The organism is Bradyrhizobium sp. SZCCHNR3119, assembly GCF_032487775.1.
Taxonomy (GTDB): Bacteria; Pseudomonadota; Alphaproteobacteria; order Rhizobiales; family Xanthobacteraceae; genus Bradyrhizobium.
In genome coordinates this window covers 98,432-110,799 of record NZ_JAUEUV010000001.1, presented here as the reverse complement: position 1 = coordinate 110,799, position 12,368 = coordinate 98,432, and the positions used below count along the sequence as shown (strand labels likewise).

General features: G+C 60.9%; 10 protein-coding genes. 3 read left to right on the top strand and 7 right to left on the bottom strand.

Annotation, left to right across the window (positions count from 1 at the left end):
• Positions 1-31: 31 nt before the first annotated feature.
• Both QX034_RS00500 and QX034_RS00495 read left to right on the top strand, forming a co-directional pair.
• The gene (locus tag QX034_RS00500; protein ID WP_409977760.1) at positions 32-1,489 is read left to right on the top strand and encodes an extracellular solute-binding protein; all 1,458 of its coding nucleotides are present in this window, start codon (positions 32-34) and stop codon (positions 1,487-1,489) included.
• Positions 1,490-1,555: 66 nt separating this feature from the next.
• Positions 1,556-2,650 carry a sn-glycerol-3-phosphate ABC transporter ATP-binding protein UgpC gene (locus QX034_RS00495; protein WP_315705845.1) on the top strand — a complete coding sequence of 365 codons (1,095 nt, stop codon included), beginning with the start codon at positions 1,556-1,558 and terminating at the stop codon, positions 2,648-2,650.
• A gap of 184 nt (positions 2,651-2,834) precedes the next feature.
• Here the strand turns inward: QX034_RS00495 and QX034_RS00490 are convergent, their stop codons facing one another.
• From QX034_RS00490 to QX034_RS00460, 7 genes are all read right to left on the bottom strand, one after another.
• A complete protein-coding gene (locus QX034_RS00490; protein ID WP_315705846.1) occupies positions 2,835-3,317 on the bottom strand; it encodes a hypothetical protein in 483 nt (160 codons plus the stop codon).
• Positions 3,318-3,375: 58 nt separating this feature from the next.
• Positions 3,376-4,812, bottom strand: coding sequence for a HAMP domain-containing sensor histidine kinase (locus QX034_RS00485; protein ID WP_315705847.1), 1,437 nt, complete (start codon positions 4,810-4,812; stop codon positions 3,376-3,378).
• Positions 4,813-4,820: 8 nt separating this feature from the next.
• Positions 4,821-5,498, bottom strand: coding sequence for a response regulator transcription factor (locus tag QX034_RS00480; protein WP_315705848.1), 678 nt, complete (start codon positions 5,496-5,498; stop codon positions 4,821-4,823).
• A 506-nt stretch (positions 5,499-6,004) separates the two neighbouring features.
• Complete coding sequence (locus QX034_RS00475; RefSeq protein WP_315705849.1) at positions 6,005-6,337, bottom strand: hypothetical protein; 333 nt, start codon at positions 6,335-6,337, stop codon at positions 6,005-6,007.
• A 162-nt stretch (positions 6,338-6,499) separates the two neighbouring features.
• A complete protein-coding gene (locus tag QX034_RS00470; protein ID WP_315705850.1) occupies positions 6,500-8,155 on the bottom strand; it encodes a glycosyltransferase family 39 protein in 1,656 nt (551 codons plus the stop codon).
• Positions 8,156-9,070: 915 nt separating this feature from the next.
• Positions 9,071-10,144: an ATP-binding protein gene (locus tag QX034_RS00465; protein ID WP_315705851.1), complete on the bottom strand. Its 1,074-nt coding sequence runs from the start codon at positions 10,142-10,144 to the stop codon at positions 9,071-9,073.
• A complete protein-coding gene (locus QX034_RS00460) occupies positions 10,141-10,827 on the bottom strand; it encodes a response regulator (protein ID WP_315705852.1) in 687 nt (228 codons plus the stop codon). The genes QX034_RS00465 and QX034_RS00460 overlap by 4 nt, the downstream gene beginning before the upstream one ends.
• 331 nt (positions 10,828-11,158) lie before the next feature.
• Between QX034_RS00460 and QX034_RS00455 the strand changes: the two genes are divergently transcribed.
• On the top strand, positions 11,159-12,367 hold the full coding sequence (locus QX034_RS00455) for an efflux RND transporter periplasmic adaptor subunit (protein ID WP_315705853.1): 1,209 nt from the start codon (positions 11,159-11,161) through the stop codon (positions 12,365-12,367).
• Position 12,368 lies beyond the last annotated feature (1 nt).

The following is a 12,368-nucleotide window of genomic DNA, read 5'->3' as shown; positions in this document are numbered from 1 at the left end:
AAAAGGAAGCCTATAGGAGGGAGAAGACACCATGCTGAGAAGAACTGTCCTGATGCTGGCGACATCGCTCGCCACGGCCTGCACCTTCGGTCCGGCGCTGGCCTGCAGCCCCGATTACACGGGCGTGACGCTGACCGTCGCGACGCAGACCGGTCCCTACATTGCGTCGGCGCTCAAGCTCGGTGCCGATGAATGGGCCAAGAAGACCTGCGGCAAAGTCAACGTCGTCGAATTTCCCTGGTCGGAGCTCTATCCCAAGATCGCGACGTCGCTCACGTCGGGCGATGCCACCTTCGACATGGTGAGCTTCGCTCCCGCCTGGCTGCCGGACTTCGTGCCGTATCTTTCCGAGATGCCGAAGGAGATGCGGTCCGGCAAGGATTGGGATGACATCGAGCCGGCCTATCGTGAGCGCCTGATGGTGTGGGACGGCAAGATCTATTCGCAGTCGATGGACGGCGACGTCCACACCTATACTTATCGCAAGGATCTGTTCGACGATCCCAAGGAGAAGGAAGGCTTCAAGACCAAGTACGGCTACGATCTTGCGCCGCCGAAGACCTGGAAGCAATATCTCGACATCGCCGAGTACTTCCAACGGCCTGATAAAGGGCTGTGGGGCACGGCAGAAGCATTCCGCCGCGGTGGCCAGCAGTTCTGGTTCTTCTTCAGCCACGCTGCGGCCTACACCAACAATCCGAACTATCCCGGCGCGATGTTCTTCGATCCGGAGACGATGGATGCGCAGATCAACAATCCCGGTTGGGTAAAGGGGCTGGAGGAATATATTCGCGCCTCCAAGCTCGGGCCGCCGAACGCGCTGAACTTCTCGTTCGGCGAGGTCAACGCGGCGGTGGCCGGCGGCCAGGTCGCGGAATCGATCGGCTGGGGCGACACCGGCGTCATCGCCGCCGATCCGAAGCAGTCGAAGATCTCAGGCAAGGTCGGCTCGGCGGTGCTGCCTGGCTCCGATGAGATCTGGAACGCCAAGACCAAGAAGTGGGATAAATTCCCCGAGGTGCTGCCCGCTCCGTTCATGGCGTTCGGCGGCTGGCAGATCGCGGTGCCGAAGTCGGGCAAGAACCAGCAGGCGGCCTGGGACTTCGTCAAGACGCTGACCAGCCCTGAGGTTTCGGGGCAAGCCGCGATCACCGGCGGCACCGGTGTCAATCCGTACCGCAAGTCGCATACGGCGAACATCGCGCTATGGAGCAAGATCTTCACGCCCGAGGAGGCCAAGGAATATCTCGGTGCCCAGGCGGATTCGATCAACGGCAAGAACGTCGCGCTCGACATGCGTCTGCCCGGCTATTTCTCCTACACCGAGGTAGTGGAGATCGAGCTCGGCAAGGCGCTGGCCGGCCAGACCACGCCGCAGGCCGCGCTTGATGCGATGGCCAAGGAATGGAACAGGCTGACTGACGAGTTCGGCCGCGAGAAGCAACTCGCTGCCTATCGCGCTGCGATGGGCCTGCCGCCGAAGAAGTGATGTGAGGATGACAGGTCCCGGACGGTGCGAACCGTCCGGGATCGCATGAGAGACAGAAAGCGAATCATGGCCGACGTTCTGATCGACAGCGTCTCCAAAGCCTATGGGTCCTACCGGATCATCGAAGGGCTCGACCTCCACGTCGCTGACAACGAGTTTGTGGTGCTGGTGGGGCCCTCCGGCTGCGGCAAGACAACGACCTTGCGGATGATCGCAGGGCTGGAGACGGTGACGTCAGGCACGATCCGGATCGGGCAGCGCGATGTCACGGATCTGCGGCCGGGACTACGCAACTGCGCGATGGTGTTCCAGAATTATGCGCTCTATCCACACATGAGCGTCGCCGAGAACATTGGTTACGGCATGAAGGTGCGCGGGGAGCCGCGGCCGCAGATCGACAAGGCGGTCAAGGAGGTCGCACGTGTGCTCGATCTCGATCCTTATCTCGATCGCCGTCCCAAGCAGCTCTCCGGCGGCCAGCGCCAGCGCGTGGCGATTGGCCGCGCGATCGTGCGCAGCCCGGACGTGTTCCTGTTTGACGAGCCGCTGTCCAACCTCGACGCCAAGCTCAGGATCGAGATGCGCACCGAGATCAAGGCGCTGCATCGCCGGCTCGCAAAGACCGTCGTCTACGTCACGCACGACCAGGTCGAGGCCATGACGATGGCCGACCGCGTCGTGGTGATGAACAAGGGGCGCATCGAACAGGCGGCCGACCCGATCTCCCTTTATGAGCGGCCATGCAACCTGTTTGTCGCCGGTTTCATCGGCGCGCCCAGCATGAACTTCATCGAAGGCGAGGTGATCGCGCGCGACGGTGCACTTGTGTTCGCCGAAGCGTCAGGCGTGGCGCTCGCTCTGCCGAAATGCAGAGAAGCGGTCTACGGCAGACATGTCGGAAAGCCGGTGGTACTCGGCGTGCGGCCCGACCATATCGCCCGACATGGCACTGCGGCAGGCGCGGTGGCCAGCATGATTGTGAAAGATGTCGAGCCACTCGGCCCGCACACGCTGGTCATCGGTTCGGTCGGCCACTCCCCCTTCACGGCGCAGATGCCGGTCGGCGTGGCGGCCGAACCCGACAACCGCTTCGACGTGCCGCTCGATCTGGAAAAGGCGCACCTGTTCGACAAGGCCACCGGGAGGGTGATTGCGGTGTGAGATACGCGGTCTGCCAGAAGGCTGCGGCCGAAGCACACGCCGTGAGGGCGGGCCACTGGAGGCGGTTTGCGTGCCTCGTGAAGATCGGCTGCCCGATTGCTCGTCGCCGGCCGAGCAAGAGTGAGCAGAGGCGCGTCGCTTTCGCAGATCAGTACTGAGATCTTCGTAATCGACGCCGCGTTGCCTATTGCACCACGAAACGGGAGTGATACGGCAGGTTGGCTGCGCCTACGGCCTTGGGCGCAACAAAGTTCGCGCCGTAGAGGAAATCCACCTCGGGTACCTCCTCATGAAGCTGGGAGCACAGGGTCTCTCCGAGTTTCGGTGGCGCATAGCTCGAAACGACAACGGAGTTGAAGCTGACCAAGCTCAGGAGGGAACGAACCGAATCGACGAGTTGGCGGCAACACAGACGACGCCATTCGGTGTAGTATTCCGCGGCAGCTCTCGGCAGGGCTTCCGATCCGACATCGTTCAGCGTAAGCCCATGCCGCTTCAGCTCCTCGCGCAGGCGCAGCAGCCCGACGTCATGGCTCAAGCCAAACCTGCCCCTGTGGATTTGATAGTTCAGGACGAGCCGGCTGTGCAGGTGCGGGCCAAGATAGAAGAAGAGAAAATCGGATAGCGAACGTGCTACTCCGAGCGGGGCGAGACGCTCGATATGCATATCATGATATGCAATACGCCTGCCTGTCGCCCTCGTACACTTCAATCAGTCGAAGCCCTCATGCCGCCGATACGGAGTCGCTTGTCTGCGCATCGGTCGACGTCTGATCGATCATTCTCGGTTTGGCTGGAGCCGAAGTTGGTGGTCGGCGGTCTGTAATCGGAAAATTCAATTCAATCGTGGTGCCGCCACCGGGTGTCTCGCAGATTGCGACAGTGCCATTATGCGTGGCCATGACCTGGGAAACGATGGAGAGACCTAGGCCCATCCCCTCAGCTCGGGTGTCTCCACGCCGGAACGGCTCAAGCAGAAGGTCAGGTTGGCTGGCCTTCATACCAGGTCCTGTGTCGACCACACTCAGTTGTCCCGAGGCCCTGACGTTGACATGAATGGGACTGCTGGTCGCTGCGTGAAGCACCGCGTTTCGGATCAGGTTCGAAAGCGCAACAGAGATCGCCGCTTCCGAGCCGAGGACCCAGACGGCGCAACCGGGGTCGGTGAACGCGATCTCACGCCCGCTTCTCAAGGCCATGGGCACATGATCGGCCGCAACTCTGCGCGCGAGTGCCACAAGGTCGATCTCTGTACGTTCGGCAGGCTCTATCGAAATGCGGGCCAGCTGAAGGAGCATCGTGACGATCGATGAGAGTTTCTGGTTTTCGGCAATGAGCCTGGTACGGAGCTCGGGATCGTCGACCTGCTCAAGCGTCGTGCGCGCGTTGGTGAGCGGAGTTCGCAGCTCATGGGCCGCATTGGACAAGAACGCCCGTTGCGCGTTCGATGCGCGATCAATTCGCGACAATGCCCGATTGAATGCCGCGATCAGCGGTAGCAGTTCCGCGGGAGCGTCCTGTTCCGGCAATCTGCGACCGTCAGGAACACCGTCGATCATCTCGGCCGCAGTTGCGACTGCGCGGACCGGACGTGCAATCAGCGTTGGTACAAAGACCAGGGCCGTAAACGCCGTCGCGACGAGGACGATGAGGATCGGGAGCGCGACAAACGTCGCATCGGTGAGCGTTCCGATCATGAGCTGTGTTGCAGTGTAGGCGACGCCTCCTGTCTCGATCCAGACTTCGCCGGCGGGCGTATCTCGAACGGCCACCATTTTCCTGATGTTTCGGGTCTGGCCGTCAACCGCGTAAGCAAGGAAACTTGTTCCCGGCTGTGGCATAAGTGGTTTCTGTGGGCGCCACTTTGGAATTGCGCCAAAACTGACCTCCCCACTCTTGTCAGACACAACGTACCAGAACGTTGGGAAGTCGCGAACGATCTTGTCGAGTCGCTTGGTCTGTTTGACCTCGAGCTGTCCCTGCTCGTTGCGCGCGACAGCCTCTTTCAGAGCGTCGGCCACGTCGGCGGCCCCCCACGTGCCGTCGTCATCGCCGCCAAGTCGAAGAAGCAGAGCGGCTGCGCACAACAGCATGATGGTGGTCACGACTCCGATAAGAGTCGCGGACAAGACCGTGATCGAGCGACGAAGGCGTCTAAGCATTTCACACTTCAGAATTGTTGTTCAGCCAACAGATATCCGAGGCCGCGGACCGGTCGAATTACAACCTTGCAATTTGCCTCGCGAAGGCGACGGCGCAGTCGAGAGACATGCGACTCGATCGCGTTCGACTGGATTTCGTCCTCAAAACCATAGGCCGCGAGCTCGAGCGTTTCGCGCAACACGACGCGACCGGTCCGTCGAACCATGGCCTCCAGGATCGCCAATTCACGTCGCGGAACAACGATGGGAGTCTGGTCGATGCAGACCACGCGGTTGACGATGTCGTAGCTCAGATTTCCGATGCTCACCACGGCACCCTTGTCAAGGAAGAGACGTCGCAGCACGGCCTTTGCCCTTGCCAACAGTTCAACCGGTTCGAACGGCTTGGGTACATAGTCATCGGCCCCGTCGTTCAGCGCACGAGCAATATCGAGGGGATCGTCGAGCGAGGTCAGAACGATCGTTGCGGGGCTCGGCTTCTGCAACCTTAGGTCAGGTAGCAACGCCAGTCCGTCGCCATCCGGAAGTCCTCTATCGATCACGACGAGCTCGAAATTGCGGACTGCGACCGCGGCTCTGCCCTCGTCGAGCGTCGTCACCATATCGGAGGAGCCAAAGGCGGTCGCGAGCGCATCCCGCAGCCAAGGCCCCAATTGGGGATCATCCTCCACGACCAGAACTCGCACCATTCTCTCCTAGGGTTCTCTAGGTCATAACTCTCTCCAATCATTACCGTTAGATTGCAATAGGATTACGAGCCCAGCTCGAATTGGGCTGTTTGATAAACAATTGATTATGCGTGTTTTTTTGTGTCTTTGCGTCAGGTCGCGAGCACTTTGGGCCGGGACCCAAGGGCGTCCCTGCTATCTCGCCAACTCGGGCGGCGGCGACACCTGCCTGGTGTTGTAGAACGATGTCATGTCTCGTTGAGGTGGTGGATGGGGCTGTTAGTTTTGGTTCCCTCTAAGATCACCCACGGTCACGCAAGGCGAAAGAACGAGAACCGGTTCGCGCCGCGTAGTGACGTACTGCCGACTGGGGTGGGGGCGGATACTTCGTCCAGGATTGGAACCGCAGCACGCGCGCCGCGCGCCGAGCGGACGCCGGGAATCAGGCGCGCAAGCGAAGAGGGCGTCGTCTTCCGTTGAAGACCACGCCCTCAGCGTTCACCTGCCAGAGTCCGCCTCAGGGTTCACCAATCAGATGAGGCGTCATAGTAGCCGTCACGATAGCCTGAGGAATAGTCGTAATCCGGGTAGTCGTACCCAGAATAGGCCGGCACCTCATAGTATCGGTGAACGTGAACACGTCGCCGATACGACGGAACATAGGCGTGTTGATCCTCATAGACATAGACTGGCGCGCGATGGGAGTTCGCAATGGCAGATCCGGCCAAGGCGCCAACGGCCAGTCCGCCGATCACGCCGGCCGCAATGGCGCCGCCGTCACCGGCTTGCGCCCCCGACGGCGAAAACGATGCAACAGCGATCAGCGCCGCCGCCGCGATCACAACTGGCTTATTCATGGGATGCTCCTTCCGGATTCGTCGATGCGATGCCCTGCCATTTGCCTACCGAACATTGCCGGAGAATTACGCCTGCGATCTCCCGAGATCATCAAGCTTTGGACGCGAGATGTTGTCGGGCGACCGGAGCGTGTCCGGCAAAGCGTGCCCGCGTTGCTGCGGCTAGGGCAGAATCGGCTGCGTCTCATCGGAAGACGCGGGGGTCTCGTCGGTTGGCATCCCATTTTGGGCTCGGAGAGCCTCGGGCGCGCAAGGACGTCGCACCGCCATCAAGGCAACGATATTTCGCTTCAGCCCAGGCAAGCCGAGCAGATCAGATTGGACGGTGAACACGCGCCTGACGAACGCGACGTTCTCCGCCTGGAGCGCCGTCCGGTGCATCCAAGCGAGACAATCGATCTGGTCCTGGAAGCAGAGGGCAGCCCAGCCGCGTTCCATAGCCACCTTGTTTGGCAATTTCCATCCGTACGGATAGGCGAAAGCCCGTGCATACTGCGGATGATCAGGACTATAAAAGGCGACAGCAAAACCAAGGCTTTCATTTCCGTCGACGACTGCAAGCGGGACTCCGGTCAGCTCGCGCCAGAGCCGGGTAAGTTCGTTCGCCGCCTCGGGGTAGAAGGTACGCCCCTCCTGATAGCCGTAGCTGTTGCGGTAAAGCGCATGGATCGGAGCTGCGATCACCACGGCTACGGCAGCGATGCAGGCCACAAGGACCGTTGTGTTTACAGTATAGAACCGCTCGATGCGATAGCGCGTGCTGCACACTGCGACAACGACGAACAGAAATAGCCCTTGCAGGGCCCACAGGGAGGGCAGGTCGGTGCCGACCACGACCGCCGTGACGATTGGCAGAGCAATCGAACCAAGGGCGATGTAGAGAAGCAGTCGAAGACCGGCGTTCAGTGCCGCAAAATCGTGACCAAGGCGCCTGAGGCGATAACCAGCAATCATTGCCCAGGTTATCGCAGGGACGCTTATCGCCGCCGCAAGGCCGGCCAGGAAAGAGGCGACCTCTCGAAGCGATGTCGCTAGATCGGTGTGAGCGTGCGCCAGCGCATAGGAGAATGGTGGAGCTCCCTTCTTTATGAGCCAGAAGATATGCGGTGAGAGCGCGATCAGTCCCGTCGCCACGGAGATCCACGGCGCGGCCGTCGTAAAATATGCGCGCCGCGAGGGGTGGGCAATGGCGGCCAGAACAAAACTGGCTACCAAAAAGATGGAGTAGTATTTCCCCAACATCGCCAGGGCGGCGGTCACTCCTGCAGCGATGGCCCAGAGCGCAGTCCTCGTTTCAAAAGCGCGCAGAAAGCAGTAGGTTGCTAGTGGCCACGGCACCAGCAGGACAGCATTGGCATTGAAGCGTTGGGCGTGGAACTGATAGGCGGGAGTCAACATCAGCAAGAGCAACACGATCAGTCGCTTGTGACCGGTCACGAATTGTCTCGAAATGAGATCGACGAGCCAGAGCGCAAGAGCGGCGTTCGACATTGCCATCAATTGCAGCGACCAGTTGGTCGAAGGAAATATCGAGCTCCACGCGCCTGTGACCCAGCCCATCAATGGCGGATGTTTGACAGAGCCCCATGAGAAGTGCCGGCCTAGCGTCCATGTCTCAAGTACGTCGGGATGTAGGCCGGAGCCGACATAGGCAATCGACAAGGCGAGCGTCCAGACAACGACAAAGCAAAGGAGCAGGAGGGGCACCGCCCAACCTGCTTCGACTCCCTCGATCCATCGTATGAAGGGACGTCGCCATGGCGCGGGGCAACGATCCGATTGTCTGGCCATTACGGAAAACGCAAAGTCTACCGGCATATGATCCGCTGAGGACGCAAGAGGGGCAGGACGGAGATGCTGGAGCGCCGGAATTGGATCGGCGCCGAGACATTCCGAATGGGCTGGCTGGTCCTGAGGCTCGCTGGGCGCGATGGTGAAGCGGTCGCATTTGATCCTCGCGGACCGCGATCGTGCGTCGGCTTCGCTATGCGCCTTTCACAGGCGTTCCGTCAGGCATTCGGTGACAAGAGCTTTGCTCAGTCGCTTACCAAAGAATTACGCCGCGCTCTTCGTTGTGCGATTATGATGGCCGTGAGCGATTTTGATGCCCTACGCCGACGTTTGGCGTTGCAACTCAATGTAGGGTGAGAGGAGCGCAATTGTGTATCAGAGGTGCTTCGTGGAGTGCATGAATCGAAATCCATCACACTAAGAGGAGCAGGCCGATAACGCGGCGGCCGTAATGTTTCGGTAATGCAGGTAGGCGAGTTCGGTTTAGGAAACGGACTGGAGGTGCGAATGAGAAAGTTTGCGCTCATTGAGCGGGCATTATAGGGGACCGTGCCTGCGAGCCCGTTTGGTCCCGCTGAGTTTGTGGTGCGCACCGCCGACGGCAAATCGAACGAAAAATCAAGAGCATTCACTTTCAGCAATAGCTGGCGTTCCTAGGTGCTGGAACACGAGGTTCGATGTCAGGCGGCACTGCAATCCCACGTGGTGCAACGCCCGATGAGCAGGCCGTCCGGGACGCGTCTCCAGCCCCCGTGACACCCGGACGGCCTGCGGCCGGGGATGTGTCCATGCGATTCGCTGACCTCGATGATCCGAATCTTGAGTGGCGTCGTGTAGTCGCAGCGGTTGCCACGTCGTCGGCCCGGATCGCGGCGCCAACCGCGTAGCATCGTGTCGCGCCTCGTGGCCCCGTCACCAGCGCCAACGACTGCGATATCGGTGCTAAATCTGCGACGCGGTATCGAAAGGAAGAATGATCTCGAAAATCGAACCGCCGACAACGGATGGTCTGTACTGGGCTCGCCCGTGGTGAGCTTCGGCGATCGCGCGGACGACTGAGAGACCAAGCCCGGAACCACCGAATCGTCGTGACCGAGAATGCTCCGCCCGTGCAAATGGATCGAAGGCGCGCCCTGCGAATGCCAGGCTCAAGCCTGGTCCCTGATCCTCGACGGCCAGGGTGACAACAGCTTCTTCGGTGCACAGCGAGATTTTGAGCAGCCCCGGGTCAGCGTAGCGGCGCGCGTTTTCCAGAAGGGCGAGCAGCGCTTGGCGAAGTCTGGTGCCGTCACAACACAGCGTCAGGGGGGGAGCAATCATTTCGATCGAGAAGCCTGTTTCGGCGAGAGCAGGGCGCATTGCATCGACCGCCTGCGCAACTTCCGCGGTCAAATCCGTCCGTTCGAAGTGCATTTCCAGCCTGTGGCTATCCGAAAGCGTTACGATCCGCAGATCATCGACCAGCCGTGACAGGCCTTCGACCTGGGACAACAGGTTGCGGAGCAATTCGTCGCTGGGTTCGAACACGCCTTCGGTCAGTCCCTGCAACGTGCCGCGTAGGATGGTCAGTGGTGTCCGCAGCTCGTGCGCTGCCGCGGCATTCCATGACAGCATTGCGTCTGCCACGTCTTGTAGCCTTTGGGCCATGGCATTGAAATCGTCCACCAGCTGGGTGGTCTCGCCCAGGGAACGGTCGCCGGCGGAAGCGCGCGCCGTAAGATCGCCATCGGCGATCTTACGGGCGCTTTCGGCCAATGAATTGAGGGGGGTGAGGATTCGGTGGGCCAGCCGAAGCGCGACGTGAATGGCGATCGCAAGGCCGAGAAGCAGAAAGACGGCGATCAACATGACATCCGGTGCCTCCGGAAGAAGGGGAGGCGGGCCGGGCGGCTGCGGAAACCAGGTCAGATAAATTCCATAGAAGAGGAACGAGCCGACGAAGACCATCAGGATCGCGATGACCGCGACGGCGCTCATCGAGAGTGTGATCTGCCGACCGAGACGATGTCGTCTCATATCGCTGCCAACCGGTAGCCGATCCCGCGGACAACCGCCAGCATTCCTGCTGCTCCGGCCTCATCAAGCTTGCGGCGAAGGTTGCTGACATGGCTGTCCACGGTTCTTTCGAGCGCATCACCGCCCGGAAGGCAGGCATCCACGAGTTCGCCGCGGCTAAAGGCCCGCGTCGGCGATTTTGCCATATGAACGAGAAGCCGGAATTCGGTCAGGGTCAGCTGCAACGGCACTGTGGCATCGTCGGCGCGCACGCGCGCGAGATGGCTTTCCAGGTCGACTTCGAGCTTGCCAATCCGAAAGACGGCACTGTTTCCTGAGGGCCTCGATCTTCGGAGGACAGCCTTGGCGCGGGCCACAACCTCAGCAGGGTTGAAGGGCTTAACCACATAGTCATCGGCCCCTAGACGCAGCCCCTGCAGACGGTCGATGTCCTGATCGAGGGCGGTGATCACGATGACAGGCGTGTCGCCGCGCCGCCGCAGCTCGGTCAACACCTCCCAGCCGTCGACCTTCGGCATCTTGAGGTCCAGAAGAACCAGATCGGGCTTGAGGATGACGTGCTGATCGAGCGCAGCCTTGCCATCCGTAGCACCTACGGTCCGGAATCCTTCCCGCACCAGATATGCGTCCAGAATCTTGGCGATTTCCGGCTCATCTTCCGCAACCAGAATAAGTTCGTTCATGTCTGGTAGCCCGGCTGATCTGCAAGCGTACTCTTCATCCGATCAACAGAACTCCTATCGTCGCACCGGTTCAGGAACCGCCTGCCTGACCGTCTAACGTTGCGACCGACTTCGCCCTCGATCAGGTGAGTGCTGATCCAAACCCGATTTTTCGATTTGGCATATATCCTGCTACGAGCGCGCTTGCGACGCGACGATCTGTCGCCTCCATCAGACCTCCATCAAATCTCCACGATCGCCCAATGCACGCCGGATAGGTGGCGCGTGCACTCCGCATCGCGTCTCGGCAACGGCTGGGACCGATCGCTGTGCGCTCGGAACGTGGAAGCTCATGGGTTATCGTTCAAAGATCGTAAACATCGCTGCCGTCGCGGCGAGCGTTGCGCTGGCCGGCTGCAAGCCGGTATCAAACGATGCGGTCCCTGCTGCTGGAATGACGACTCCAGAGGTCGGCGTCGTCACCCTGCACCCGCAGGCTGTCGCGATCACCGCAGAACTTCCCGGTCGCATCGTTGCTTCATTGACGGCCGAGGTTCGTCCCCAGGTCGCCGGCATCATCCAGAAGCGGCTGTTCACGGAAGGGGACGAAGTCGCCGCGGGCGCGCCGCTCTACCAGATTGATCCGGCCCCCTATCAGGCGGCGCATGACAGCGCTGTGGCCGCGTTGCAGAAGGCGGAAGCGGCCTTGCCGAGCGCGCAGGCCAAGGTCGAACGATACCAGGGCCTGGTCAAGCACGACGCCGTCAGCAAGCAGGATCTCGATGATGCCGGTGCCGCGCTGGCTCAGGCCAGGGCAGAGGTGGCGACTGCCAAGGCCAACGTCGAGACCGCGAGGATCAATCTCGATTACACGACCATCAAGGCGCCGATCAGTGGGCGAACCGACAAGTCTTCGTTGACGCCAGGTGCGTTGGTCACCGCCGGTCAGGCGACGGTGCTCACGACAATTCGCAAGCTTGACCCGATCTATGTCGACGCCACCCAGTCGAGCACGAACCTGCTCAACCTACGTCAAGCGATCGACACCGGGCGGGTCAAGGTTACCGGCACCAATATCGCCGTGAAATTGAAGCTCGAGAATGGAGCGTTCTATCCGTTGACGGGCAGACTCGAATTCTCGGAGGCCAACGTCAGCACAACGACGGGCACGTTCACCGCCAGGGCCGTCTTTCCCAACCCCCAGCGGTTGCTACTGCCGGGCATGTATGTCCGCGCGAGCGTTGAGGAGGGCGTGGCGCAGAACAGCTTCCTCGTGCCGCAGCGCGCCGTTGCCCGAAATGCCAGGGGCGAGGCGACGGCCATGTTCATCGACAAGAGCGGCAAGGTCGAGGAGCGCGTACTGTCGGTCGCGCGCAGCGTCGGCAACAACTGGCTGGTTGGCGCCGGCGCCCGCGACGGCGACCGGGTGATCGTCGAGGGCACCCAGTTCGTGCGCATTGGGCAACAGGCCGCCGGCACCGAAGTCGTGATCGACGAGACGACGGGCGAGGTACGCGAGCGCGGGATGAGCTCACCGCGCGATCAGGACATCAAGGGCTGAC